Source organism: Intrasporangium sp., from assembly GCF_032907665.1.
In the GTDB taxonomy this organism is placed as follows: Bacteria; Actinomycetota; Actinomycetes; order Actinomycetales; family Dermatophilaceae; genus Intrasporangium.
The window spans coordinates 1-25,892 of the sequence record NZ_JAJJPG010000018.1 but is presented as its reverse complement, the minus strand read 5'-3'; the positions used below and the strand labels follow the sequence as shown (position 1 = coordinate 25,892).

Annotated in this window: 23 protein-coding genes; 8 read left to right on the top strand and 15 right to left on the bottom strand. The window is 71.0% G+C overall.

Annotated features, from left to right (window positions below):
- The 9 genes from LOY02_RS04805 to LOY02_RS04765 form a co-directional block, all read right to left on the bottom strand.
- A partial coding sequence (locus tag LOY02_RS04805) for an NADH-quinone oxidoreductase subunit L (RefSeq protein WP_317181193.1) occupies positions 1-1,453 on the bottom strand: 1,453 nt, incomplete at its 3' end.
- Complete coding sequence (nuoK, locus tag LOY02_RS04800; protein ID WP_317181192.1) at positions 1,450-1,899, bottom strand: NADH-quinone oxidoreductase subunit NuoK; 450 nt, start codon at positions 1,897-1,899, stop codon at positions 1,450-1,452. The genes LOY02_RS04805 and nuoK, both read right to left, overlap by 4 nt.
- Positions 1,896-2,414, bottom strand: a complete 519-nt coding sequence (locus LOY02_RS04795; RefSeq protein ID WP_317181191.1) for an NADH-quinone oxidoreductase subunit J — start codon at positions 2,412-2,414, stop codon at positions 1,896-1,898. The genes nuoK and LOY02_RS04795 overlap by 4 nt, the downstream gene beginning before the upstream one ends.
- Entirely contained in the window at positions 2,411-3,178 is a 768-nt protein-coding gene (locus LOY02_RS04790) for an NADH-quinone oxidoreductase subunit I (protein ID WP_317181190.1), read from the bottom strand. The genes LOY02_RS04795 and LOY02_RS04790 overlap by 4 nt, the downstream gene beginning before the upstream one ends.
- Positions 3,175-4,143 (bottom strand): complex I subunit 1 family protein, encoded by a 969-nt coding sequence (locus LOY02_RS04785; RefSeq protein WP_317181189.1) that lies wholly within the window; start codon positions 4,141-4,143, stop codon positions 3,175-3,177. Before LOY02_RS04785 ends, LOY02_RS04790 begins: the two co-directional genes overlap by 4 nt.
- Positions 4,140-4,700, bottom strand: a complete 561-nt coding sequence (locus tag LOY02_RS04780) for an NADH-quinone oxidoreductase subunit C (RefSeq protein WP_410505915.1) — start codon at positions 4,698-4,700, stop codon at positions 4,140-4,142. Before LOY02_RS04780 ends, LOY02_RS04785 begins: the two co-directional genes overlap by 4 nt.
- Positions 4,697-5,320, bottom strand: coding sequence for an NADH-quinone oxidoreductase subunit B family protein (locus LOY02_RS04775; protein WP_317181187.1), 624 nt, complete (start codon positions 5,318-5,320; stop codon positions 4,697-4,699). Before LOY02_RS04775 ends, LOY02_RS04780 begins: the two co-directional genes overlap by 4 nt.
- A complete protein-coding gene (locus LOY02_RS04770; RefSeq protein WP_317181186.1) occupies positions 5,320-5,679 on the bottom strand; it encodes an NADH-quinone oxidoreductase subunit A in 360 nt (119 codons plus the stop codon). Before LOY02_RS04770 ends, LOY02_RS04775 begins: the two co-directional genes overlap by 1 nt.
- Positions 5,680-5,817: 138 nt before the next feature.
- Entirely contained in the window at positions 5,818-6,756 is a 939-nt protein-coding gene (locus tag LOY02_RS04765; protein ID WP_317181185.1) for an SMP-30/gluconolactonase/LRE family protein, read from the bottom strand.
- Between the two features lie 335 nt (positions 6,757-7,091).
- On the opposite strand from LOY02_RS04765, the gene LOY02_RS04760 reads away from it, so the two are divergent.
- From LOY02_RS04760 to LOY02_RS04725, 8 genes are all read left to right on the top strand, one after another.
- Positions 7,092-8,996, top strand: a complete 1,905-nt coding sequence (locus LOY02_RS04760; protein ID WP_317181184.1) for a 2-oxoacid:acceptor oxidoreductase subunit alpha — start codon at positions 7,092-7,094, stop codon at positions 8,994-8,996.
- A complete protein-coding gene (locus tag LOY02_RS04755; RefSeq protein WP_410505914.1) occupies positions 8,993-10,096 on the top strand; it encodes a 2-oxoacid:ferredoxin oxidoreductase subunit beta in 1,104 nt (367 codons plus the stop codon). Before LOY02_RS04760 ends, LOY02_RS04755 begins: the two co-directional genes overlap by 4 nt.
- The gene (rarD, locus tag LOY02_RS04750) at positions 10,093-11,169 is read left to right on the top strand and encodes an EamA family transporter RarD (RefSeq protein WP_317181183.1); all 1,077 of its coding nucleotides are present in this window, start codon (positions 10,093-10,095) and stop codon (positions 11,167-11,169) included. Before LOY02_RS04755 ends, rarD begins: the two co-directional genes overlap by 4 nt.
- 159 nt (positions 11,170-11,328) lie before the next feature.
- The gene (locus LOY02_RS04745; protein ID WP_317181182.1) at positions 11,329-12,906 is read left to right on the top strand and encodes an MFS transporter; all 1,578 of its coding nucleotides are present in this window, start codon (positions 11,329-11,331) and stop codon (positions 12,904-12,906) included.
- Between the two features lie 22 nt (positions 12,907-12,928).
- Positions 12,929-15,010: a phosphate acetyltransferase gene (gene pta, locus LOY02_RS04740; RefSeq protein ID WP_317181181.1), complete on the top strand. Its 2,082-nt coding sequence runs from the start codon at positions 12,929-12,931 to the stop codon at positions 15,008-15,010.
- Positions 15,007-16,218, top strand: a complete 1,212-nt coding sequence (locus LOY02_RS04735) for an acetate kinase (protein ID WP_317181180.1) — start codon at positions 15,007-15,009, stop codon at positions 16,216-16,218. Before pta ends, LOY02_RS04735 begins: the two co-directional genes overlap by 4 nt.
- Positions 16,219-16,231: 13 nt before the next feature.
- Positions 16,232-17,641, top strand: coding sequence for a class II fumarate hydratase (locus tag LOY02_RS04730; protein WP_317181179.1), 1,410 nt, complete (start codon positions 16,232-16,234; stop codon positions 17,639-17,641).
- A gap of 91 nt (positions 17,642-17,732) precedes the next feature.
- Positions 17,733-18,035, top strand: a complete 303-nt coding sequence (locus tag LOY02_RS04725) for a hypothetical protein (RefSeq protein ID WP_317181178.1) — start codon at positions 17,733-17,735, stop codon at positions 18,033-18,035.
- 11 nt (positions 18,036-18,046) lie between these two features.
- On the opposite strand, the gene LOY02_RS04720 is transcribed toward LOY02_RS04725, so the two are convergent.
- The 6 genes from LOY02_RS04720 to LOY02_RS04695 all read right to left on the bottom strand — a co-directional run.
- Positions 18,047-19,345 (bottom strand): D-arabinono-1,4-lactone oxidase, encoded by a 1,299-nt coding sequence (locus LOY02_RS04720; RefSeq protein WP_410505916.1) that lies wholly within the window; start codon positions 19,343-19,345, stop codon positions 18,047-18,049.
- A gap of 25 nt (positions 19,346-19,370) precedes the next feature.
- Positions 19,371-20,546, bottom strand: a complete 1,176-nt coding sequence (locus LOY02_RS04715; RefSeq protein WP_317181176.1) for an alanine racemase — start codon at positions 20,544-20,546, stop codon at positions 19,371-19,373.
- Positions 20,547-20,623: 77 nt separating this feature from the next.
- Positions 20,624-21,631 carry a polyprenyl synthetase family protein gene (locus LOY02_RS04710; protein ID WP_317181175.1) on the bottom strand — a complete coding sequence of 336 codons (1,008 nt, stop codon included), beginning with the start codon at positions 21,629-21,631 and terminating at the stop codon, positions 20,624-20,626.
- A gap of 34 nt (positions 21,632-21,665) precedes the next feature.
- Positions 21,666-23,279 (bottom strand): NADH-quinone oxidoreductase subunit NuoN, encoded by a 1,614-nt coding sequence (gene nuoN, locus LOY02_RS04705; protein WP_317181203.1) that lies wholly within the window; start codon positions 23,277-23,279, stop codon positions 21,666-21,668.
- Between the two features lie 17 nt (positions 23,280-23,296).
- The gene (locus tag LOY02_RS04700) at positions 23,297-24,919 is read right to left on the bottom strand and encodes an NADH-quinone oxidoreductase subunit M (RefSeq protein ID WP_317181174.1); all 1,623 of its coding nucleotides are present in this window, start codon (positions 24,917-24,919) and stop codon (positions 23,297-23,299) included.
- The coding region (locus LOY02_RS04695) for a proton-conducting transporter membrane subunit (protein WP_317181173.1) at positions 24,919-25,892 on the bottom strand (974 nt) is incomplete at its 5' end. The genes LOY02_RS04695 and LOY02_RS04700, both read right to left, overlap by 1 nt.

Below are 25,892 nucleotides of genomic sequence, written 5' to 3'. Positions count from 1 at the left end.
GCTGCTCCAGCTGCTCCGGCTGCTCCAGCTGCTCCGGCTGCTCCAGCGACCCCGGCTGGGCCGTCATGGTGGCGGGCCGGGCGACCTCGTCACCCGGGGGTGGGGTGGAGCCGACCGCGCGGAACCGTGAGAGGTCGGGCGGGCCGTCGAGGAGCAGCCAGGCCCGCGTGCAGTAGGCCGCGGTGAGGACGACCGTGACGAGCAGCGCGACGAGGACGATCCAGGCCCCCGGGCCGACCCCCTCCGAGACGCCTTCGAAGGCGGTGTCGATGACGGTCTCCTTGGTGAAGAAGCCGATGAGGGGCGGGACGCCCGCCAGCGCGGCCAGGCCCAGGGCCAGCGACCAGCGCAGCGCACCACGGGGCCGCAGCCGGCCCCGCATCCGGGCCAGCGCCGTCCCGCCGACGAGGACGGCGAGCCAGCCGACCGCGAGGAAGAGGAGCGCCTTGAAGAAGGCGTGGCCGATGAGGTGGGAGATCGCGGGCACCGGTCCCGCCCCCACCGGAGCAGCTGCAAGCGCGCCGAGCATGATGGCGATCTGGCTCAGCGTGGAGTAGGCGAGCAACCGCTTGACGTCGCTCTGGGCGAAAGCCAGCACAGCGGCATACACCATCGTGATCGCCGCGAGGACAGCGAGGAGCAGTCGGGCCCCGTCGTCGACGGCATAGAGGGAGAAGAGGCGAGCGATGACGTAGGAGCCGGCCGCCACCATCGTCGCTGCGTGGATCAGAGCGGACGCGGGCGTCGGGCCCTCCATCGCATCGGGGAGCCAGTCGTGGAAGGGGAAGAGGCCGGACTTGCCCGCCACGCCGATGAGCACACCGACGAGCCCCAGGGTGAGCAGGCCATCGGACCCGGAGGCGGTGAGCACGTCGAGCAGGTCGGTGCTGCCGGCGCGCACGGCCAGCGCCACGAGTCCGACGACCATGCCGATGTCGGCCACCCGGGTGACGATGAACGCCTTGTACGCGGCCCGGCGGGCCGCCGCCCGCTCGCTGTCGTGCCCGATGAGCAGCCAGGAGCACCAGCCCATGATCTCCCAGCCGACGAGCGTGAGCACGAGGTCCGCCGACTGGACGACGAGCAGCATCCCCGCGGCGAAGAGCGAGACCGTCGCGGCGAACTGGCCGTAGCGCCGGTCCTCGCGCTGATACCAGACCGTGAAGACCTGGATGGCGAGGACGACGAGGGCGACGACGAAGCTGACGAGCCCGGAGAGCCGGTCCGAGAGCAGGTGCAGCGGGACGCTGAGGTCGGCGAGCGGCAGGCCGCCGAGCGAGTCGACATCCGCGGTCCGCAGCGGGGACAGCCACTGGAGCAGTCCGAGGACGGTGACGACCGCCGCGGAGCCGACGGCGATCGACGCGGCCACGGCCCGCCGGCGGCGCGCGAGCAGCCCCGCGAGCCCGGCCAGCGCGGGAAGCACGACGATGAGGCGCACGACCCAGGTCACGAGACGCCCTCCGTGAGACGACGCTCCCGGTGGTCGGACTCCCCGGGCCCGTCGCCCTCGCCCGGCCCAACCGGCCCATCCGGCCCGTCCGGTGCTGCCGCCCCGGGCTCGGGCTCCGGCTCGACCTCGTCGCGGTGCGGTTCATCCGTGAGGTCGGGGGTCGCCGTGAGGTCGATGTGGCCGAACGTGCGGAACATCACGAGGATGATGGCGAGGGCCACGACGACCTCGGCGGCCGCGATCGTGATGACGAAGAGCGCGAGCACCGGACCGGCCGCGAACGGCACCCCCGATCGCGAGCCCGCCGTGACGAGAAGGAGGTTGGCGGAGTTGAGGATGAGCTCCACGCCGATGAGGACGAGGACGGCGTTGCGCCGGGCGAGGACGCCGTAGACACCGATGCCGGCGAGCAGGGCCGCCAGGGCGGCCGGGTAGACGAGGCTCACGAGGCGTCCCCCTCGCGGTGCAGGACGACACGCGAGACGGCGAACGCCGCGATGAGCGCCACGAGCAGGAGCACGGACAGCAGCTCGAAGGGCCACACCCAGGTGCCGAAGATCGCCTCTCCGATCTGGGGGGTCCCGGGGATGTCGTCGGCCACGTGGGCAGACGCGAACATCGGCAGGAGGACGGATGCCAGCAGGGCCGTGGTCGCGCCACCGAGGGCGCTGGCCAGCGTGCGCTGCCACTGCGGCGTGTCGATCTGCGGGTGCGGACCGATCGGCGCCCGCGTCAGCATGAGCGCGAAGAGGACGAGGACGACGATGGCGCCGACGTAGACGAGCAGCTGGACGAGCCCGACGAGCTCCTGCCCGAGGACGATGTAGGCGCCGGCGAGCGCCCCGAGGGACACGAGCAGCCACAGGGCGGCGTGGACGACGTGCTTGGTCGTGACCGCGAGCAGGGCCGACAGAGCCGTGATGGCAGCGACGACGACGAAGGCGATCTCGCGGGAGGTCACGCGCCACCCTCCTCGGGCGCGCCGCGGTCCGCGCGCCGCACCCGCGTCGCCGGAGGGCCGCCCTCCCCCGACGCGGGCCGGGGGGGCCGCGGGGGCTTGGCGGAGGCGACGAGCTCGGCCGGGTCGGCACTCGCGGGGTCGAGGGCAGCCGGCGGTGGCACGGTCGCCATCCACGCACCGAGCCGGTCCTTCTCGTGGAGCAGCTCGCGGATGTCGAGCTCGGCGTACTCGAACTCAGGGCTCCACCACAAGGCGTCGAACGGGCAGACCTCGACGCAGATCCCGCAGTACATGCACAGGGAGAAGTCGATCGCGAACCGGTCGAGCACGTTGCGCTGGCGGGCCCGCCCGCCCGGTGTCGTCGGCGGGATCTCCTCCTTGTGGGAGTCGATGTAGATGCACCAGTCCGGGCACTCCCGCGCACAGAGCATGCAGGACGTGCAGTTCTCCTCCGTCAGCGCGATGACGCCCCGGGACCGGGGTGGCAGCTTGGGCGGGACGTCGGGGTACTCCGCCGTGTGCGTGTGGCGGGTCAGGGTGCGCGCCGTCGTCGCGAGCCCCTTCACGAGACCGGGCAGTATGCCGCTGGGCTGGCTCGCGTGCCGCGGCCCCGCGGGTGCCGAGTCCGGCTTCGTGGTGCTCCGTCGCGACCGGCTCCCGGCCGCACCGCCCTTCGCCTGGGTCGCCTTCGTCGACTCGGGGTTCGGTTCGGGGTTCGCGGGTTCAGGAGTCGTCGACTCGGGGATCGTCGCGTCGTCAGTCATCGCATCATCACCACACCACCTGCCGTGATCGCGAGCTGGAGCAACGCGATCGGGACGAGCCAGACCCAGGCGAGTCGCTGGAGCTGGTCCTCGCGCAGCCGCGGCCACGACACTCGCAGCCAGATGATGACGACCGCGACGACGAAGCCCTTGAGCAGGGTCCAGAGCCAGCCGAGCCAGTCCTCCAGCGGGCCGGACCAGCCGCCGAGCCAGAGCACGGCGAAGAGCAGCGAGAAGATGACGATGCCGGCGTACTCGGCGAGCAGGAAGAAGGCGAACCGCAGGCCGGTGTACTCGGTGAAGACACCGAAGACGAGCTCGGAGTCGGCGATCGGCATGTCGAACGGCGGTCGCTGGAGCTCCGCGATCGCAGCGACGAGGAAGACGACGGCACCGGGGGCCTGCCACAGCAGCCACCAGGGCGTCCACGCCTCGGCGATGCCGATGAGGGACAGGGTCCCGGCGGCGAGCGCCACGGAGGCGACGGCGAGCACCATGGGCAGCTCATAGCTGACGAGCTGGGCGGCCGCGCGCATGCCTCCGAGGAGCGAGTACTTGCTCGCCGAGGCCCACCCGCCCATGAGCGTGCCGATGATCCCGACGCCGGTGGCCGCGAGGACGAGCAGGGCACTGCCGGGAACGTCCGCTCCGACGATGCTGGGTGACAGCGGGATCACCGACATCGCGACGAGATAGGGGATGAGGGCGACGAAGGGGGCGAGCCGGAAGACCCCTCGGTCGGCCCGGGCCGGTGTGATGTCCTCCTTCTGGACGAACTTCACCCCGTCGGCGACGAGCTGGGCCCAGCCATGGAAGCCTCCGGCATACATCGGGCCGAGGCGGCCCTGCATGTGTGCCATGACCTTGTGCTCGGTCTGCCCGATGAGCAGCGGGAGGACGAGGAAGGCGGCGAGCACCGCCGCAGCCCGCAGCACGACCTCGAGAACGGTCCAGCCCTCGCTCACCGTGGCCCCCACTCCGGTCCGGGCACGCCGGGCGCCTGGACCCGGCGTCGGCCCGGAGCGCCCTCGCCGTGGCCCTCGCCCGGTTCCTTCGCTCCCGGCCACGGTTTCGACGCGCGTGCCGCGAGGACGAAGGACTTGCGCAGCGGGTTGCCGACGAAGCCGTCCGGCAGGAGCAGGGGCCGCAGGCCCTGGCCCGTCCCGTCGTCGAAGCCGTCGAAGTCGATGCCGAACATCTCGTGGGTCTCGCGCTCGTGCCACGCCGCGCCGGGGAAGACGCCGGTGATCGACGGAACCGGCAGCCCCTCGGGTGCACGCGTGCGCAGCAGCACCGACTCCAGCGCACCCGGGGTGCCGACCCTGATGAGGTGACAGACGACGTCGAAGCCGGCCACGGCGCTCTCGCTCTCGCTCTCGCCCTCGCCCTCGGTCTTCGGCGTCGCGTCCGTCTGGTCGACGGCCGTGAGCCAGTCGAAGTAGGTGTAGCCCTCGTTCCGAAGGATGAGGACCGTCGAGGACCACTCGCCGAAAGGAACGTCGCGCACGTCGGTGACCCTCACGCGTCACCCCCGCTCTGGGGGCCGGCGGGGCCGGTCACCATCGGGCGGCTCACGTCGCCCGCTGTGGCCAACCGCGACCCGGCGTAACGGCCGCGCACCTTGGCGCCGGAGAGCCGCTCCTTGGCGATCTGCTCCTGCAGTCGGATGATGCCGTGGAGGAGGGCCTCGGGCCGCGGGGGGCACCCCGGCACGTAGACATCGACCGGGATGATGGTGTCGACGCCCTTCGTGACCGAGTAGGAGTCCCAGTACGGTCCGCCGGAGTTGGAGCAGGCGCCGAAGGAGATGACGTACTTCGGCTCGGGCATCTGGTCGTAGAGTCGCCGGACCGCCGGCGCCATCTTGTCGGTCACGGTGCCGGAGACGACCATGAGGTCCGCCTGCCGCGGGCCCGGGGCGAACGGGATGACCCCGAGCCGCATGAAGTCGTGGCGTCCCATCGAGGTCGCGATGAACTCGATCGCGCAGCAGGCGAGCCCGAAGTTGAAGACCCACAGCGAGTAGCGGCGTCCCCAGTTGAGCACGACCTTGATGGGTTTGGGGGCGTGCTCACCGAGCACACCCACGCGCCCCTCGACGGGCCGGACGGTGGGCATCGGCAGCCCGATCGGCTCGCTCATCAGACCCACCTCAACAGACCACGTCGGGCCGCATGGGCCAGCCCGAGGAGGATGACGCCGATGAAGATGCCCATCTCGACGAGGCTCGCCATGCCGAGGTCCGCGGACCGGAGCACGTGCGCCCAGGGGAACAGGTAGATCGCGTCGACGGCGAAGACGACGTAGAGGAACGAGTAGACGAAGTACCGGACCTTGGTCTGGGCCCAGCCCTCACCGACCGGGTCGACGCCGGACTCGTAGGTCGTCAGCTTGGCGGTGTGCGGGGCGTGCGGGGCGAACAACCGCCGCACGATCATCGCGACCGTCACGAGGAGCAGGCCGGCCCCGAGGACGGCTGCGACGGCGACATACCCGGACATGGCGGCCAGCCTAGCGATGCCGGAACCCGATTGGCGCCCTGTCCGTCCCGCGCCTCGCCGAGACGGGAAACTCGGTCCTGACGATCGACCGGGTGGGTCGGTGCCGGCGGTCGGCGCGGGACGGTCCGCCGAGCCCGCTCAGGCGGCGGCAGTCGGGTAGCGGGCGCCGTTGAAGGTGACGCGGAGGGAGTAGAGCGATCTGCCGGCCGTGATGAAGAGCAGGTTGCCTTTCGGGCCGCCGAAGGTGAGGTTCGCGACCGGCTCGGGCAGCAGCAGCTTGCCGATGAGGTCGCCGCCGGGGGCGAAGCAGTGGATGCCGTCCCACGCGGCAGCCCAGATCCGGCCCTCGGTGTCGACCCGAAGCCCGTCGAAGCGGCCGTGGTCGCAGGTCGCATAGATGTCGCCGCCGGACAGCGTGCCGTCCTCGCGGACGTGGAACGTGCGGATGTGGCTGGGCTCCTGGCGCGTGTCCGCGACGTAGAGGCGGCGCTCGTCGGGCGAGAAGGCGAGGCCGTTGGGACGGACGAAGTCGTCGGCGACGACAGTGAGCGCGCCGCTGGCCGGGTCGAGCCGGAAGACGTACTGGCCCTCCTGCTCCTGGGGCCCGTCATTGCCCTCGTAGTCACCCGTGATGCCATAGGGCGGGTCGGTGAACCAGATCGACCCGTCGTGACGGACGACGACGTCGTTGGGGCTGTTCAGCGGCTTGCCCCGGTATGAGTCCGCGAGCACGGTGACGCTCCCGTCATGCTCCGTGCGCGTCACCCGCCGGTTGCCCTGCTCGCACGTCACGAGCCGTCCCTCGCGGTCGATGGTGTTGCCGTTCGCGTGCCCGGAGTCGTGCCGGAAGACCCCGACGGCCCCGGTGGTCTCGTCCCATCGCAGCAGGCGGGAGTTCGGGATGTCGCTCCAGACCAGGTAGCGCCCTGCAGGGAACCACACGGGTCCCTCGCTCTTGCGCGAGCCCGTGTGCAGCCGCTCGACGACGAAGTCGCCGTCGAGGCCGCGGAACCGCTCGTCCAGCGACACGAACTCGGTGTCGACGACCTCCGTCGGGGACGACGTGGAAACCTGCATCTCGGCCAGTCCTCTCTGCGGACGGCCGGCGCCGGCAGGCCACCCGCGGGTTCGGTGAATGATGCGCGCGCCGGTGGCCCGCGCTGCCTCACTTTCCCCACCCGGACGGGTGTTGCTTCGGCACCGAGATCGTACCCCTGCGGCGTCCGTCAGCGCGCGTCAGCCCCCACCGGCAGGCGACGTCCGCGGTCCGGCACGGCCTGCCTGGACGCGCGAACCGGCTGTCCACGAAATGGCGAGATGCGCGAACCTGAATGCCACGCGAACTAGCATGGGTAAAGGCCCCATGGGAAGACCCCGGCCACTGTCTAGGAACGCTGAGGACGTCGCAGAGCATGAGCACCAAACTGGTCCAGAAGCTCGATCGCGTGGTCATTCGTTTCGCCGGGGACTCCGGCGACGGCATGCAGTTGACCGGCGACCGATTCACCTCGCAGACAGCGTTGCTCGGCAACGACCTGTCCACGCTTCCGAACTTCCCCGCAGAGATCCGGGCGCCCCAGGGGACGCTGCCCGGCGTGTCGAGCTTCCAGCTCCACTTCGCCGACCACCACGTCCTCACGCCGGGTGACCGGCCGGACGTCCTCGTGGCGATGAACCCGGCAGCGCTCAAGGCCAACCTGCGGGACCTGCCCCGGGGCGCCACGATCATCGCCAACACCGACGAGTTCACGAAGCGCAACCTCACCAAGGTGGGCTACACGACGAACCCGCTCGAGGACGGCTCGCTCGAGAGCTACCACGTCCACGCCGTCGGCCTGACGTCGATCACGGTGGAGGCGCTCGCGTCCTTCACGGACCTGACCCGCAAGGAGAAGGAGCGGGCGAAGAACATGTTCGCGCTCGGCCTGCTCTCCTGGCTCTACACCCGGCCGATGGAGGGCACCGAGGCCTTCCTCAAGGCGAAGTTCGCGATCCGCCCGGACATCCTCGAGGCCAACCTCGCCGCCCTCCACGCGGGGTTCCACTACGGCGAGACCACCGAGGACTTCGCAGTGTCCTACGAGGTGGCGCCGGCGCCGATGGAGTCGGGCTCCTACCGCAACGTCACCGGCAACGTCGCGCTGTCGCTGGGGCTGGTCGCCGCGGCACACCGTGCGGACCTGCCCCTGTTCCTCGGGTCGTATCCCATCACCCCGGCCTCCGACATCCTGCACACGCTGGCGGGCCTCAAGCGCTACGGCGTCGCGACCATGCAGGCCGAGGACGAGATCGCGGGCGTCGGCGCCGCCCTGGGCGCGTCGTTCGGCGGAGCGCTCGGCGTCACGACGACATCCGGCCCGGGGCTCGCGCTCAAGGCCGAGACCATCGGTCTCGCGGTGTCGCTCGAGCTGCCCCTCGTCGTCTGCGACATCCAGCGCGGCGGCCCCTCGACGGGGCTGCCGACGAAGACCGAGCAGGCGGACCTGCTGCAGGCCCTCTTCGGCCGCAACGGCGAGTCCCCGGTCGCGGTCGTCGCGCCGGCGACGCCGGCCGACTGCTTCGACATGGCCGTCGAGGCCGTGCGCATCGCGACGGCCTACCGCACGCCCGTCATCATCCTGTCCGACGGCTACCTCGCCAACGGGTCCGAGCCGTGGCGCCTGCCGAGGACGAGCGAGCTGCCCGACCTCACTGTCGAGTTCCCCACCGAGCCCAACGACGTCACCGCGGACGGCGAGCCGGTCTTCCACCCCTACAAGCGCGACCCGCAGACGCTGGCCCGGCCCTGGGCGATCCCGGGAACCCCGGGCCTCGAGCACCGCATCGGCGGCATCGAGAAGGCCGACGTCACGGGCAACATCTCCTACGACCCCGACAACCACGACCGGATGGTCCGGCTCCGCCAGGCCAAGATCGACGGCATCGCCGACACGATCCCGCCGCTCGCCGTGGATGACCCGACCGGGGACGCCGAGATCCTCGTCCTCGGCTGGGGGTCGACGTTCGGCCCGGTCGCCGCGGGCGTGCGGCTGGCGCGGGCCATGGGCGCCCCCGTGGCGCAGGCCCACCTGCGCCACCTCAACCCGTTCCCGGTCAACACCGGCGAGGTGCTCCGCCGCTACCGCCGCGTCATCGTGCCCGAGATGAACCTCGGGCAGCTGGCGATGCTGCTGCGCGCCAAGTACCTCGTCGACGTCCAGTCACACACGGCAGTGCGGGGACTGCCCTTCCAGGCGAGCGAGATCGCCGACGTCATCAACGATGCGTGGCAGGCGTCGAGTCCCCTGCCCGAGAGCATGAAGGAGATGGCCAAGTGACCACCACACACAGGGGCTCCGCCCCCGTGGACCCCCGAAGCGGCTACGCCGCGGTGCCACTCCTCGGGGAGGGCGAGGCCCTGTCGAAGAAGGACTTCACCTCGGACCAGGAGGTCCGCTGGTGCCCCGGCTGCGGCGACTACGCGATCCTCGCCGCGGTCCAGGGCTTCCTGCCGGAGCTCGGTCTCAAGCGGGAGAACATCGTCTTCGTCTCCGGCATCGGCTGTTCCTCGCGGTTCCCCTACTACCTCGACACCTATGGGATGCACTCGATCCACGGCCGCGCCCCCGCCATCGCGACCGGGATCGCGGCCAGCCGCGAGGACCTGTCGGTGTGGGTGGTGACGGGCGACGGCGACGCCCTCTCCATCGGCGGCAACCACCTCATCCACGCCCTGCGTCGCAACGTCAACCTCAAGATCCTGCTCTTCAACAACGAGATCTACGGCCTCACCAAGGGCCAGTACTCCCCCACGTCCCGGGTCGGGCAGGTGACCAAGTCCACCCCGCTCGGCTCCCTCGACACCCCGTTCAACCCGGTGTCCCTCGCCCTCGGTGCGGAGGCGAGCTTCGTCGCGCGGACGCTGGACTCCGACCGGCAGCACCTCACGGCGGTCCTTCGTGCGGCGGCCGAGCACCGCGGGTCGGCCTTCGTCGAGATCTACCAGAACTGCCCGATCTTCAACGACGGCGTCTTCGACGTCCTCAAGGACCGCACCGAGGCGCAGGCGCGCATCCTCCACCTCCGGCACGGCGAGGAGGTCACGGCGGGCGACGGTGACGACGAGCGGGTCGTCGTGCACGACAACCGGGGCGGCCTGAGCGTCGTGCCCCGTGCCGACGCCGACCCCACCCGCATCGTGGTGCACGACGAGGCTGCCGCGGACCCGTCGGGCGCGTTCGCCCTGTCCCGGCTGGACTCGCCCGAGCTGTCGGCCGTCCCCCTCGGTGTCTTCCGCAAGGTCTCCCGTCCCACCTACGACGACCAGCTCCGCGAGCAGATCGCCTCGGCGCGCACCGGAGAGGTCACCGACGCGGACATCGACGCCCTGCTGGCCGGCAAGGACACCTGGCAGGTCGCCGAAACGACGGGGGCGTGACCGACGAACGACCCGCGTTGAGCACTCGTCCGGAGGCGGGTGCCAGCGAGCCGGCCCCGGTCCCGAGGGGTCGCACCGTCCACAGCCCGCCACTCGGGGAGGTCGCTCGGGGCACCGTCCTCGGCTTTGCGGCATACGGCATCTGGGGGCTCTTCCCGCTCTACTTCGACGCCCTCAAGCCCGCGAGTGCGTGGGAGATCCTCGCCCACCGCATCCTCTGGACGCTCCTCTTCTGCCTGGTGCTGCTCGCGGTCCAGCGCGACGTCGCCTGGGTGCTGCCGATCCTGCGTCGCAGGCGACTTGTCGCGGGCATCACCGTCGCCGCGGTCCTCATCGCCGTCAACTGGGTCGTCTACGTGGCCGCGGTGACGTCCGGCAACACGAGTGAGGCGGCCCTCGGCTACTTCCTCAACCCCCTCGTCACCGTTGCGCTCGGTGTCGTCGTCCTCGGTGAGCGACTCCGGGTGCTCCAGTGGATCGCGGTCGCGATCGGCCTCGTCGCCGGCGTCTACCTGGCCGTGGCGAGTGGCCGGGTGCCGGTCGTCGCGCTCACGCTGGCGTTCTCCTTCGCGCTCTACAGCCTGACGAAGAAGAAGGTGGGCGCGAGCCTCCCGGCGCTGCACGGGCTCACCCTCGAGACGGTGGTCCTCGCCCCGGCCGCCGCGGTGATGCTCGTCGTCATCGCCGGCGGGAGCGGGCTCGCCTTCGGCGACCACGGCCCGGTCCACACGTGGCTGCTCGTCGGGTCGGGGGTCGCGACGGCCGTGCCCCTGCTCTTCTTCGCAGGGGCGGCCCGTCGGATCCCGCTCGTGAGCATCGGGCTCATCCAGTTCATCACCCCGGTCATGCAGCTGCTCGTGGCCGTGCTCCTCCTCGGCGAGGTCATGTCCCCGCAGCGGTGGATCGGCTTCGGCATCGTCTGGGTGGCCCTCGTCGTCCTCACCGTCGACTCGTTGCTGGCCCTGCGCCGCGCTCGTCGGGTCGCCGCGCTCGCGGCCGGGGCGGCTGCTGCCGCAGCCGCCGGGCTCGACGACGAGGAGTGCGCGATCCCCACCGACGACTACCCCCGCTGACCCCGCAACACCCCCGCTGACCCCGCAACACGCCCGGTGGTTCGCACTGCACCCGTGGTATTTCCGGTGTGCGTTGGGCACTGCCGGGCGTGTTGCGGGGGCTGCCTGCGGAGGAGCGGATCCCGCAAATGGCTTGCGGGGGCGTGACACAGTGGGACCGTGGCCAGCATCGAGCTGGGGACTCGGCCTGGACGGCTCGTCATCGCCGCGGCGGTGCTCGGGTCGGGCATGGCGCTGCTCGACGGCACCGTGGTCAACGTCGCACTGGTGCGGATCGGCGACGAGCTCGACGCGAGCCTGGCCGACCTCCAGTGGATCACCAACGGCTACCTGCTCGCCCTCGCCTCGCTCATCCTGCTCGGCGGTTCGCTCGGTGACCGCTTCGGCCGCCGGCGCATCTTCGTCACGGGCGTCATCTGGTTCGCCGTCGCCTCACTCGCCTGCGGCATCGCCCAGACCTCGGAGCAGCTCATCGCCGCGCGGGTCCTCCAAGGCGTCGGGGGCGCCCTGCTGACGCCGGGCAGCCTGTCGATCATCCAGTCGGTCTTCCGTTCCGAGGACCGGGCCAAGGCCATCGGGGCGTGGTCGGGGCTGGGCGGCATCTCCGCGGCGATCGGACCCTTCGTCGGCGGCTGGCTCGTCGAGTACGCCTCCTGGCGCTGGGCGTTCCTGCTCAACCTGCCCCTGGCTGCGGTGACCGTCTGGATCGCCCTCACGGCCGTGCCCGAGACCCTCGACGAGTCGGCGCCGCGCGAGTTCGACATCGTCGGGGCGATCCTCGCCACCGCATCCCTGGCGGTCCTGACCTACGCGCTCATCCAGCTCGAGGCCCTCGGCGCAGGCCGGGCGCTCGCGCTCGTCGGCGCCTCACTCGCCGCCGGTGTCGGCTTCGCGGCCGTCGAGCTGCGCAGCGCCCACCCGATGGTCCAACCCTCCCTCTTCCGCTCCCGCCAGTTCACCGCGGCCAACCTCATGACGATGCTCGTCTATGCGGCCCTCGGCGCGGTGTTCTTCTTCCTCACGCTCCAGCTGCAGACCGTGCTCGGCTACGGACCCCTGCTGGCCGGCCTCGCGTCCCTGCCGGTCACCGTGCTCATGCTCTTCCTCGCGGCCAAGGGTGGCGAGGTGGGCGCCCGCATCGGACCGCGGCTGCCGATGACGGTCGGGCCGATCGTGTGCGCGGCCGGCGCAGCCTTGCTCACCGGCGTCGGGGCAGGCGACGCCTACTGGAGCGCGATCTTCCCCGGCATCTCGATCTTCGGCCTCGGGCTCTGCATCCTCGTCGCTCCCCTGACCGCAACGGTGCTCGCAGCGGCGCCGGACCGGTGGGCGGGCATCGCGAGCGGGGTCAACAACGCCGTCGCGCGGGCCGGCAGCCTGCTCGCCGTGGCCGCCCTGCCCGCGGTCGTCGGTCTCAGCGGGGCGGACTACCAGAGCCCGGTGGCCTTCGACGCCGGCTACGGCCGGGCCATGTGGATCTGCACCGTCCTGCTCGCCGGTGGCGGCGTCGTCTCGTGGCTGCTCATCCGCAACCCGGAGCCCGCCGCCCTCCCGCCGTCCTCGGTGCCCGGCGCGCTCCAGCCGTCCGCGGAGGCCACCAGCCGCACGGAGCGAGCCCAGCGGCATACGGCACCGGCCGGGTGGTCCTGCGCCGGCTCGGAGGGGGGCCCCGGCACGGCCGTTGGTTCCCCCACGTCTGCGGCGACACCCGACGTGCTGCCGACACCGGACCACTGACCTGGCCAGATAGCCTGCCTCCGTGGCCACCAGTGTGTACCTCGCCTCCTCGGAGGGACTGTCCGGCAAGTCCGCCGTCGCTCTCGGCATCCTCGACCAGCTGAGCCGACGCGTCGAGCGCGTCGGCGTCTTCCGGCCCATCGTGCGCACGCAGAGCGCCGCGAGTGTCGAGAACGACCACGTTCTCGACCTGCTGCTGTCCCGGCTCGACACCGGGCTGACGGCGCAGGCAGCGTCCGGAGTCGGCTACGAGGACGTCCACAGCGACCCCGACGGGGCGTTGGCGACCATCGTCGACCGCTTCCACACCGTGGCGGAGCACTACGACGCGATGCTCGTCATCGGCTCCGACTACACCGACGTCACCTCCCCGACCGAGTTCTCCTACAACGCGAGGATCGCCGCCAACCTCGACGCACCGATGGTCCTCGTCATCTCGAGCAAGGGCCGCACCCCGGAGGAGGTGACCGTCGCCGCCGAGATCGCCGCGGACGAGGCCAGGGCCAACCATGCGCGGGTGCTTGCCGTCGTGTCCAACCGGGCCGTCCCCGACGCCGTGCCGGCCACCCGCGCGGCGCTCGAGGCAGCGCTCGGCGACACAGCGGCATACGTCATCCCCAGCGCTCCCGTCCTCGAGTCGCCGACCGTGCGCGACCTCATGACGGCGGTGCATGGAACCCAGTTGCACGGTGACGCCGACCTGCTCGACCGCGAGTCCGTCGGCCTGGTCGTCGCGGCGATGACGCTCCCCAACGTCCTGGACCGGCTCTTCGAGGGCTGCGTCGTCATCGCTCCAGCCGACCGTGGTGACGTGCTGCTCGGGCTGCTGCTGGCCTACCGCTCCGAGACGCTGCCGACGCCGTCGGGCATCGTCCTCAACGGCGGGTTCGATCTTCCGGCCCCGATCGCGACGCTCGTCGACGGCCTCGACGTCCACGTGCCGGTGATCAGCTGCGCCGCGGGCACGATGGAGACCGCCGCGACCCTCTCCGCCGTCGTGCCGAGGCTGACCCGGTCCGCCTCGCGGAAGATCGAGACCGCCCTCAGCCTCTTCGACGAGCACGTCGAGGGGGCGGACCTGCTCGACCGGCTCAAGGTCTCTCCGAGCCAGGTCGTCACGCCCCTGATGTTCGAGCACCAGCTGCTCGACCGGGCCCGCGCCGCCGACAAGCACATCGTCCTGCCGGAGGGCGAGGAGGACCGGATCCTCCGGGCGGCCGACCAGCTCCTGCGCCGCCGCGTCGTGCGCCTCACGCTCCTCGGCGACCCCACGGCGATCCGCAGGCGGGCCGGGCAGCTGGGCCTCGACATCGAGGCGGCCGCGATCATCGACCCGCACGACGAGCCGCTCCGCGCGCGGTTCGCCGGGGAGTACGCCGCGCTGCGCGCGCACAAGGGAATCACGCTCGAGCAGGCCCGCGACATCGTCGTCGACCCGAGCTACTTCGGCACGATGATGGTGCTCGACGGGCTCGCCGACGGCATGGTGTCGGGCGCGATCCACACGACCGCACACACGATCCGTCCAGCCCTCGAGGTCGTCAAGACCACGCCCGACGTCGACACCGTCTCGTCGGTCTTCCTCATGTCGCTCGCCGACCGGGTCCTCGTCTACGGCGACTGTGCCGTCATCCCCGACCCCACGGCCGAGCAGCTCGCCGACATCGCCATCTCGTCGGCGGCGACGGCGAAGCAGTTCGGCATCGAGCCCCGCGTCGCCATGCTGTCGTACTCCACGGGCGGGTCGGGCACCGGCGCCGACGTCGACAAGGTGCGCACCGCGACCGAGCTCGTCCGGTCCCGCGCGCCGCACCTGTCGGTCGAGGGACCGATCCAGTACGACGCGGCCGTCGACGCCGCGGTGGCCGCCGCCAAGCTCAAGGACAGCCCGGTGGCCGGGCGCGCGACGGTCTTCGTCTTCCCCGACCTCAACACCGGCAACAACACGTACAAGGCCGTCCAGCGCACCTCCGGGGCGGTGGCGATCGGACCGGTCCTCCAGGGACTCAACAAGCCGGTCAACGACCTCTCCCGGGGTGCCCTCGTGCGCGACATCGTCAACACCATCGCCATCACCGCGATCCAGGCGGAGGCCCTCCGGTGAGCGGCCTTACGGGTGTCGTCCTCGTCATCAATGCCGGCTCCTCCTCGTTGAAGTACGACCTCATCGACGTCGAGTCGGGCGCGTCCCGGGCGAGCGGCATCGTCGAGCGCATCGGCGAGCAGTCCTCCCTCGCCAAGCACGCGGTCGGCGGGGAGCTCCATCGCCAGGAGGGTCCGTGTCCGGACCACGGGGCGGCCTTCGAGCTCGTCCTCGGCGCCTTCGACGCGCACGGTCCGGACCTCGCCGGGGTCGAGCTCGCCGCTGTCGGCCACCGCGTCGTCCACGGAGGTGCGCAGTTCAGCGCGCCCACCCGCATCGACGACGAGGTGGAGGCGACCATCGAGCGGCTGATCCCGCTCGCCCCCCTCCACAACCCCGCGAACCTCGAGGGCATCCGTGTCGCTCGCACCCACTTTCCCGACGTGCCGCAGGTCGCCGTCTTCGACACCGCCTTCCACCAGACCCTGCCGCCGCACGCCTACACCTACGCCATCAACCGGGTCTGGCGCGAGGAGCACCGGGTGCGTCGCTACGGCTTCCACGGGACGTCGCACGCCTACGTGTCCCGGCGCGCCGCGGAGCTCGTGGGGCGGGCCGTCACGCAGGCCAACGTCATCGTCCTGCACCTCGGCAACGGCGCCAGCGCGACGGCAGTCGCCGGCGGACGCAGCGTGGACACATCCATGGGCCTCTCTCCGCTCGAGGGCCTCGTCATGGGCACCCGACCCGGCGACCTCGACCCGTCGCTGCCGGCACACCTGGCCCGCGCCGGCATCTCCCTCGAGGAGTACGACCGCGCCCTCAACAAGGACAGCGGCCTCAAGGGCCTCACGGGGAGCAACGACGCCCGCGAGGTCGAGGAGCGCGCCGCGGCCGGCGACCCCGATGCCCGCCTCGCGATCGACGTCATGGCCCACCGCCTGCGCAAGTACATCGGGGCGTATGCCGCTGTGCTCGGTCGCGTGGACGCCGTGGCCTTCACCGCGGGCATCGGTGAGCACAGCCCCACCGTCCGCGCGGCCGCGCTCGACGGGTTGCGGGACCTCCTCGGCATCGAGCTCGACCCCGCCGCCAACGCGGCGGCGACGTCGGGCGAGCACCGGATCTCGACGCCCTCGAGTCGCGTGGCCGTGCTCGTCGTGCCGACGGCCGAGGAGCTGGAGATCGCGCGGGAGGCCGCGGAGGTCGCCAGTGCGTCCCATCCATGAGCATGATGGACGCATGAGCGACGAGCAGGACATGCCGTTCCGGACCGAGCGGGACTCGATGGGCGAGGTGCAGGTCCCGGCGGATGCGCTCTACGGCGCGCAGACGGCGCGCGCCGTGGAGAACTTCCCGGTCAGCGGGCAACCCGTCCCCGCGGGCGTGGTCCACGCGCTCGGGCGGCTCAAGGCGGCTGCGGCCGCGGTCAATGCCGAGCTCGGGGTGCTCGACGGCGAGCGAGCCCGGTCCATCGTGGCGGCGGCCCGCGAGGTGGCCGAGGGACGCCACGACGCACACTTCCCCGTCGACGTCTTCCAGACCGGCTCCGGGACGTCGACGAACATGAACGTCAACGAGGTGGTCGCACGGCTCGCCAGCACCTCCAGCGGTCTCGACGTGCATCCGAACGACCACGTCAACTACGGCCAGTCGAGCAACGACACCTTCCCGAGCGCCGTCCGCATCGCCGCGACGATCGCCGCACGTGAGGATCTCGTCCCGGCGCTGGACCACCTGGCGGCGTCGCTCGCCCGCAAGGAGGCGGAGTTCGCCGAGGTCGTCAAGGCGGGCCGGACGCACCTCATGGATGCCGTGCCGGTGACTCTCGGCCAGGAGTTCGGCGGCTACCGGCGGCAGGTCGAGCTCGGTGCGAGCCGGGTCAGGCACGCCGCGGATGCCACCGCGGAGCTCCCGCTGGGCGGGACCGCGGCGGGGACCGGCCTCAACGCAGCACCCGGCTTCGCCGAGGCGGTCATCGAGCGAGTCTCCGAGGCGACGGGGCAGCCCTTCCACGAGGCCGAGAACCACTTCGAGGCGCAGTCCGCGCAGGACGCCGTCGTCGAGCTGTCCGGCGCCCTCAAGGTGGTCGCCGTCAGCCTGACGAAGATCTGCAACGACCTGCGGTGGATGTCCTCCGGCCCGCGCACCGGCCTCGGCGAGATCCACCTGCCCGACCTCCAGCCGGGGTCGAGCATCATGCCGGGCAAGGTCAACCCGGTCATCCCCGAGGCCACCCTCATGGCGTGCGCGCAGGTCATCGGCAACGACGTGACGATCACGACGGCCGGAGCGGCCGGCAACTTCGAGCTCAACGTCATGCTCCCCGTGCTCGCCAAGAACGTCCTCGAGTCGATCGGACTGCTCGCGGCCACGAGCCGACTCCTCGCGGACCGGTGCATCGACGGGATCACCGCCGAGGTGGAGCATGCCCGGATGCTCGCGGAGAGCTCGCCGTCCATCGTCACCCCGCTCAACCGCTACATCGGCTATGAGGCGGCAGCTGCCGTGGTCAAGCGAGCGGTCAAGGAACGCAAGACGATTCGCGAGGTCGTCATCGAGGACGGGCATGTGGGCGAGGGCCGACTCACCGAGGCGCAGCTCGACGAGGCCCTCGACGTGCTCGCCATGACCCGGCCACCCGCCGACTGACCGGGGCGCTGGGAGACCCCCAGCGGCATACGGGATGCGTCGTATGCCGCTGGGCCCGGTCCCCGACGCAGGCGCCGTTATGCTCGGGGCCATGGGGCTCGACGAGGTGGACGAGTTCGCGACGTCTCTGCCCGGGTGCAGGAGGAAGGGCCATCCCGGGCGGATCGCGTGGTACGTCGACAATCGGCTCGTCGTCCGTGAGGACGCCCCGGGGACCCTGCTCGTGCGCGTCGGCTTTGCCGATCGGGAGGCCCTGCTCGCCAGTCACCCCGAGACCTTCGGCGTGCCTCCGCGCTGGGAGAAGCACATGAAGGTGCAGGCCGATCTCGACGGTGACGCCGACGCGATCAGGGACGCGATCCGCCTCGCCTGGGCAGCGCAGCGGCGGGACTGACTGCGCTCTCCTCACGCGCCGAGGACGCGCTCGAGATAGGGGTTCCCGAAGACCCGCGCGGGGTCCACGCGGTCGCGGACGGCGAGGAAGTCACCGAATCGGGGGTAGGCGGCACGGAAGAAGTCGACGTCGCGGGAATGCATCTTGCCCCAGTGGGGGCGGCCGCCGTGCTCCATCGCGATGGCCTCGAAGGCGTCGAAGTAGGCGCCCCTGGCCTGCCGGTGGTACCGGTGGACGGCGATGTAGCTGCTCTCGCGCTGGTAGGCGGTCGACAGCCACACGTCGTCAGGGGCCGCGACCCGGCACTCGACGGGGAAGGAGATGAGCTCGTCGTGCGTGTCGACCCAGGTCTTCAGCTCAGCGAGCACGTCGGCGAGCGCCGCCCGCGGGAAGGCCCACTCGGCCTCCATGAAGCGGACGTCACGGTCGGTGATGAAGACCTTGTGGGAGGCGTCGACGTACTCGCGGCCCGTGAGCGCCCGCGCCGAGACGGCGCTGATCGGCTTGGTCGTGCGCGGCACCCGCGTCGCGATCCGGTTGAGCAGCTCGTAGGCCCGGTTGCTGAGGAGCTCGTCATCGAGGTAGGACCGCCAGCGCGGGAGTGGCCGGGCAGCGGTGCCGGCGTCGACCCGGTTGTTGCGCTTGGTCAGCGCGCGGTCGGTGTGGGGGTACCAGTAGAACTCGAAGTGGTCGTTGGCCTCGATGTCGTCATCGAGTCCGTCGAGGACCGACGCGAGGGCCTCCGGCCGCTCCACCGCGTGGAGCAGGAAGGCCGGCACGACCGCGATCGTCACCTCCGTGACGACGCCGAGGGCACCGAGCCCGAGGCGAGCCGCCTCGAACAGCTCCGGCTCGCGCTCGGGTGAACAGTCGACGACGGAGCCGTCGGCGAGGACGATGCGCAGCGAGCGGACCCCACCCGTGAGACCGGTGAGGCGCAGCCCGGTGCCATGCGTCCCGGTGCCAAGGGCTCCTGCGATCGACTGGCGGTCGACGTCGCCGAGGTTGGGCAGGGCCAGGCCGAGCTGGGCGAGCTCTGCGTTGAGCACGTGCAGAGGCGTACCGGCCCGGACCGTCGCCTCGCCGCGCGTTGCGTCGAGCGTCGTGACACCGGTCAGCGCTCCCATCCGCAGCTGGAGGCCATCCGTGACGGCAACGCCGGTGAAGGAGTGACCGGCCCCGATCGCCTTGACCCGCAGACCTCGATCCCTGGCCTTGACGACCTCCTCGGCGACCTCCTCCTCCGACCGGGGGGTGGCGATCCGGGCAAGCCGGGTCGTCTCCGTCCCGGCCCAGTTGGACCACTCGATGCTGCGGATGACCTCGCGCTGCGACTCAGCCAAAGCACTGCCCTTCCCCACGGTAGGTCGCGGCCTGCCCGACGACCTCGGCTCCGTCGACGAGCACCAGATCGGTGAATCGCTCCGCGAGCTCACCCGCCTTGGCGTGGCGGAACCAGATCCGGTCGCCCAGGCCGACGCGGGCCGCGGCCGCGCCTCTCAGCGGGGTCTGCACCTCGCCGGTCCCCTCTGCTCGGAGGAGGCGCAGGCCGTGCTCCGCAAGAGGCTGGGGCACGCGCGACCAGCCGGGCGGGCCGGACGCGATGTAGCCCCCGGAGTAGACCGTGACGATGTCGTCGGCCGGGCGGCGCACGACGGGACAGGCGAAGAAGGCGGCCGGCTCGAGCGCGAGGCCGTCGTAGCTGTCGAAGAGCGTCGGGGCGTAGAGTCCGGAGCCCGCTGCCAGCTCGGTGAGCGCGGGATCGATCCCGGTGACGTGGAGGCTTCCCGTGCCGCCGCCGTTGACGAAGTCGAGGTCGGCCAGCTGCTGGACGGCCGCGACGACGGTCCCGCGTCGCGCGCGCAGCTGCGCGTCTGACCTGGCCTTGACCTGCCGGACGGCCGGCGACGAGTCGGGCAGACCCGCGATCTGTGCGTCGTAGAACATCAACCCGGCGACGACGAGCCCATGCTCCTGGGCGCGCCGGACCACGGACTCGACCTCGGCGACCTCCCGCAGTGGGGAGCGCCGCACGCCGAGGTGGGTGGGCCCGAGCCGGAGCGAGGCATCGACGTCCACGGCGACGCGCAGTCCCCGGTGGCCGGGAACCTCGCGGGCGATGAGGTCCACGAGCTCGACGTCGTCGACCATGACGCAGACGGCGGACCGCAGTGCCGGGTCGGCCGCGAGCTCGGTGAGTGCTGCGACGTCGACGCTCGGGTAGGCGACCATGAGGTTCGTCAACCCCGCACGCGCCCACCAGAGGGCCTCCCGCACGGAGTAGCACATGAGGCCATCGAACCCGTCGCGGTCGAGGGCGCGCTCGATGAGCGGGCGGCTGCGCAGCGACTTCGTCGCAATCCGGATGGGCTTGCCGTGGGCTCGCGCGACCAGGGCTTCGGCGTTGCGGTCGAAGGCGCGCAGGTCGACGACGGCGAGGGGTGCCGGGAGACCGGCGGTGGCCTGCGACAGTCGCTGGGCCACCGGGGCATGCTGGCGGCGTCGGCTCATGTCCGCACCCTACCGAGCATGCTCGCGACTCCTCCCGCGTCGCTCCGCCGCGACCGTGCGTGGCACCGGCCTGGTCGTCAGCCCACCCGCTCGACGACGGACAGGGCAAGCGCCTGGAGGGCGGACTTGGCAGGCGTGTCCGGGAGCGGGTCGAGGAGAGCCTGCGCCTCGCGGGCGACACCGAAGGTCTCGGTCCGGGCTGCCTCGAGGGCCGGGTGGACCCGCAGCAGCGCCAACGCCTCCGCGAGTCGCTCGTCGTCGGACAGGTCCGAGCTGAGCAGCTCGAGCAAACGGGCGTCAGCCGCGTCGGTCGACGCCTTGGCCCGCAGCACGGCCAACGTGTCGACGCCCTCGCGGAGGTCGGTGCCGGGGGTCTTGCCGCTCGCGTCCGAGTCCGAGGCGATGTCGATGAGGTCGTCGGCGAGCTGGAAGGCCATGCCGACCTTCTCGCCGTAGGCACGCATCGTCTCGACGATCTCCGGCGATCCGCCGCTGAACATCGCGCCGTAGCGGCAGGCCGTCGCGGTGAGGGAGCCCGTCTTGTCGCGCAGGACGCCGAGGTAGTACTCGACCGGGTCGACGTCGGGCGGGCACGGCCGGTCGTCGCGGATCTGGCCGGAGCAGAGCCGCACGAAGGTCTGCGCCTGGATGAGCACGGCTTCGGCGCCGAGCGAGGCGATGAGCTCTGAGGCCTTGCCGAAGAGGAGGTCGCCCACGAGGATCGCCGTCGAGTTGTCGTAGGTGGCGTTGGCCGATGGGACACCCCGCCGCACCTGCGCCTCGTCCATGACGTCGTCGTGGTACAGCGAGGCGAGATGGGTCAGCTCGACACCGGCCGCGGCGCGGACGACGTCATCGCTGATGCCCTCACCGAGCTCAGCGGCGAGGAAGGTCAGCAACGGCCGGAACCGCTTGCCGCCGGCCTGGGCCAGGTGCGCCGAGGCGGCCGCGATGAACGGGTCCTCGTGGTCGACGACCTCCCGCAGGAGCACGTCGAGGCGGGCGAGCCCATCCTGGAGACGTGCCTGCAGCTCCGGGGTGGCCCCCGGGATGGTGAGCACGGGCGGCGTGGCGTGGGTCGTCATGGACTTCCTGTGGTCGGGACCGAGGCCTCGGTCGTCAGCGGACGAACTGGGAGGCCCGGTCGGCGAGGTCGAGCAGGGCCGACGGCAGGACCCCGAGGGCGAGCGTGACCATCGTCCCGACCGCGATGGAGAAGGTCGTCCCGACGGACGGGGTGACCACTGTGACGGTGTCGGCGCCGCTTGGCGGCTCACTGAAGAACATGAGGACGATGACCCTCGCGTAGACGAAGACGGTGATCGCAGAGCAGACCACGCCGACGACGGCAAGCACCGTGCCCGTCGCGCCACCGGTCCCGATCGCGGCCGAGAACACCGCGAACTTCGAGACGAAGCCCGAGGTGAGCGGGATGCCTGCGAAGGCGAGCATGAGGAACGCGAACGCGCCCGCGACGACCGGGTGCCGCTTGCCCAGGCCCGCCCACTGCGACAGGTGGGTCGCCTCCGTGCCGTTCTGACGGACCAGGTTGACGATCGCGAACGCGGCGATCGTGGCGAAGCCGTAGGCGACGAGGTAGAAGAGCACCGCGCTGACCGCCTTGCGGTCGAACGCCAGGACGCCGACGAGGATGAAGCCCGCGTGGGCGATGGACGAGTAGGCGAGCAGTCGCTTCATGTCGGTCTGCGTCACGGACAGGACGGCGCCGACGACCATCGTGAGCAGCGCGACGATGACGACGGCATTGGTCCACTCCCAGCGGGCCGTGTCGAGACCGACGTAGGCCAGCCGCAGGATGGCGCCGAAAGCCGCCGCCTTGGTGGCCGCCGCCATGAACCCGGTGACCGGCGTCGGCGCGCCCTGGTAGACGTCGGGGGTCCAGGCGTGGAACGGGACGGCACCGACCTTGAAGAGCAGGCCGACGAAGACGAGGAAGGCGCCCGGGACGAGCAGCCCGTTCATCGCGAGCGGTCCGGAGGAGATGGCAGCGCTGAGGTCGGCGAAGTAGACCGAGCCCGCGTAGCCGTACAGCAGGGCCGTGCCGAAGAGGAAGAACGCCGAGCTGAAGGCCCCGAGCAGGAAGTACTTCAGTGAGGCCTCCTGCGAGAGCAGGCGTCGCCGGCGCGCGAGCCCCGTGAGGACGTAGAGCGGCAGCGAGAGGACCTCGAGCGCGACGAACATGCCGATGAGGTCGTTGACGGTGGGGAAGAGCATCATCCCGGCGACCGCGAACATCGTCAGCGGGAAGACCTCGGACGTCAACGCCCCGGCGCGGGTGGCGGCTGCCTCGACGGACGAGCCCGGGGTGGAGGCGCCGCTCGGTGTGAACGCGTCGGGTCCGACCCCACCGAGGCGCTCGGCCATGGTGAGGATGCCGAGCACACCAAAGAGCAGGAGGGTCCCCTGCATGAACAGGGCCGGCCCGTCGATCACCAGGGAGAAGAGCTTTTGCTCTGTCTCGCCGCCGCTCACGCCCATCGTGTAGCCCTGGTGGTCCACCGCCACGATGACCGCGGCGAACGCCGCGAGCAGACCTACCACGGCCAGCGTCGACTGGACCACGTGCCGCCGCTCACGGGGTGCGAAGGCCTCGATGACGACGCCGATCACCGCCACGCCGAAGACGATGAGGAACGGCAGGATGGCGAGGTAGTCGATCTGGGCCGGCTCGAAGGCCGCGGGCAGCCCGGCGGGTAGAGCGGTCGGCACCATGAGTGCAGCGACGGCGGTCACTTCGAGCTCCCTTCAGCCGCGGCATCCGCCGCGGGTGGTGACGTGTCGGCGGTCGAGACGTGCGACAGCGACGTGTCGACGGCAGGGTTGATGACGTCGAGGGCCAGGTTGGGGAAGAAGCCGAGCACGAGGAACGCGGCGATGAGGGGTGCAGCCACGACCTTCTCGCGCAGCGACAGGTCAGGGATGATCGTGCCTCCCGAGGACGTGCGCCACCGGTCGTCGACGGCCGCCGCGTCGAGGGCGAGGGCCTCCGGCTTCGGTCCCGTCATGACCCGCTTGTACATGAGCAGCATGTAGAGCGCCGCGAGGATGATGCCGGCGGTGGCCAGGACTGCCGCCACCGGCTGCGTCGGGTAGGTGCCCACGTAGACGAGGAACTCCGACACGAAGCTCGCGAGGCCCGGCAGCGCAAGACCGGAGAGGCTCGCGACGAGGAAGATGCCGGCGAGCCCGGGAGTGACCCGCTGCCACCCGCCGTAGTCCGGGATCCGTTTGCTGCCCCGGCGGTGGATGAGCATCGCGGCGAAGAGGAAGAGAGCCGCCGTGGAGAACCCGTGGTTGACCATGTAGAGCGACGAACCGGCCCCTCCGACGTTGGTGAAGGCGAAGATCCCGAGCACGATGAAGCCGAAGTGGCTCACCGACGTGTAGGAGATGAGGCGCATCATGTCGGTCTGGCCGATGGCGAGCAGGGCCCCGTAGAGGACGGAGACCACCGCCAGCGCGACGACGACGGGCGTGGCCCATTCGCTCGCGTTCGGGAACAGCTGAAGGCAGAAGCGGATCATGCCGAACGTGCCGACCTTGTCGAGCACGCCGACGAGCAGCGTCGCCGTCGCCGGGGTCGACTCCGTGGCGGCGTCCGGCAGCCACGTGTGGAACGGCACCATCGGGGCCTTGACGGCGAAGGCGAGGAAGAACCCCACGAAGAGGAGCCGCTCGGTCGTCGGGTCGAGCTCGAGTCCGGTCAGCTGTGACACGAGGAAACCGTCGGCGCCGCCCGGTCCCTGCAAGTACACCGCGATGACGGCGACGAGCATGACGAGGCCACCCGCGAGCGAGAAGAGGAGGAACTTCATCGCGGCGTACTGCCGTCGCGGTCCGCCGAAGCGGCCGATGAGGAAGTACACCGGGATGAGCATCGCCTCGAAGAAGACGTAGAAGAGGAAGATGTCGGTGGCCGCGAAGACGCCGACCATGAAGGTCTCGAGCGAGAGGAGCAGCGCGAAGTAGCCCTTGACCTTCTTCGCACTTCCCGGCTCCGCGACCTCCGGGACGTCGTGCCAGGCGGCGAGGAGGCAGACCGGGGTGAGGACCAGCGCCATGAGGATGAGCACGAGCGCGATGCCGTCGACACCGAGCGAGTAGCTCACGCCGAGCTGCGGGATCCACTCGGCGTACTCGCCGAGCTGGAACTGTGCCGTGGCATCCGGGTCGTACTGCAGCGCCGCCACGATGCCGAGGACGAGAGTGACGAGCGAGGTCCCGAGCGCGATGCGCTTGGCGTTCTCCACGCTGCCCGGCGCGAACGCCACGACGAGCGACCCGACCAACGGCAAGGCGGCGAGGATCGTCAGCCACGGGATGGTGGACATCGTGGTGGTCGTTTCGTTCATCAGGAGATCACCCACAGTGCACCGAGGATGGCGACGACACCGGCGAGCATCGTCAGGGCATAGGAGCGCGCGAAGCCGTTCTGCAGCCTGCGCAGGCGGGACGACGTGCCGCCGACGAGGGCCGCGAAGCCCCCCACCCCACCGTCGACACCGCGGCTGTCGAGGAAGACGAGCGAGCGGGTCAGGTGGATACCGGGTCGCATGAGGAGGGCCTCGTTGACCTGGTCCTGGTAGAGGTCGTTGCGCGCAGCCTGCGTGAGCAGCGACCCGGCTGGTGCCACCACGGGCACGTCGTCGCGCCAGTAGCGCATCCACGCGAGCGCGACGCCACCGGCGACGAGGAGCAGGGTCAGGGCCATGATCACGGGCACGGCGAGGACCGGGTGCTCCTCGCCGTGGGCGCCGGTCACCGGCTCGAGCCAGGAGGTGAACATGCCGGTCGGGCCGATGATGAGACCGAGGAAGGCGGACCCCACGGCGAGCACCATCATCGGCACCGTCATGAGCCTGCCCGACTCGTGCGGGTGGACGTCTTCCGTCCAGCGCTTCTTGCCGTGGAAGGTCATGAAGAACAACCGCGACATGTAGAAGGCCGTGATGCCTGCACCGATGAGCGCCGCGCCACCGAAGACCCACGGGCGCCAGCCCTCGCCGATGAACGCGGCCTCGATGACCTTGTCCTTCGACCAGAAGCCGGAGAACGGCGGCACACCGATGATGGCGAGCCAGCCGAGCGCGAAGGTGGCCCACGTGACCTTCATGACCCCCGACAGCCCGCCGAAGCGTCGCATGTCGACCTGGTCGTTCATGCCGTGCATGACCGAGCCCGCCCCGAGGAACATCCCGGCCTTGAAGAAACCGTGGGTGAGCAGGTGGAAGATCGCGAACGCGTAACCGACCGGTCCGAGCCCGGCGGCCAGCATCATGTAGCCGATCTGGGACATCGTCGAGGCGGCGAGGGCCTTCTTGATGT

Excerpts from the sequence above, each read along its gene's own strand:
- LOY02_RS04790 (WP_317181190.1), bottom strand. The coding sequence starts at position 3,178 with ATGACTGACGACGCGACGATCCCCGAGTCGACGACTCCTGAACCCGCG.
- LOY02_RS04775 (WP_317181187.1), bottom strand. The coding sequence starts at position 5,320 with ATGAGCGAGCCGATCGGGCTGCCGATGCCCACCGTCCGGCCCGTCGAG.
- LOY02_RS04770 (WP_317181186.1), bottom strand. The coding sequence starts at position 5,679 with ATGTCCGGGTATGTCGCCGTCGCAGCCGTCCTCGGGGCCGGCCTGCTC.
- LOY02_RS04765 (WP_317181185.1), bottom strand. The coding sequence starts at position 6,756 with ATGCAGGTTTCCACGTCGTCCCCGACGGAGGTCGTCGACACCGAGTTC.
- LOY02_RS04760 (WP_317181184.1), top strand. The coding sequence starts at position 7,092 with ATGAGCACCAAACTGGTCCAGAAGCTCGATCGCGTGGTCATTCGTTTC.
- LOY02_RS04730 (WP_317181179.1), top strand. The coding sequence starts at position 16,232 with ATGAGCGACGAGCAGGACATGCCGTTCCGGACCGAGCGGGACTCGATG.
- LOY02_RS04725 (WP_317181178.1), top strand. The coding sequence starts at position 17,733 with ATGGGGCTCGACGAGGTGGACGAGTTCGCGACGTCTCTGCCCGGGTGC.
- LOY02_RS04715 (WP_317181176.1), bottom strand. The coding sequence starts at position 20,546 with ATGAGCCGACGCCGCCAGCATGCCCCGGTGGCCCAGCGACTGTCGCAG.
- LOY02_RS04710 (WP_317181175.1), bottom strand. The coding sequence starts at position 21,631 with ATGACGACCCACGCCACGCCGCCCGTGCTCACCATCCCGGGGGCCACC.
- nuoN (WP_317181203.1), bottom strand. The coding sequence starts at position 23,279 with ATGGTGCCGACCGCTCTACCCGCCGGGCTGCCCGCGGCCTTCGAGCCG.
- LOY02_RS04700 (WP_317181174.1), bottom strand. The coding sequence starts at position 24,919 with ATGAACGAAACGACCACCACGATGTCCACCATCCCGTGGCTGACGATC.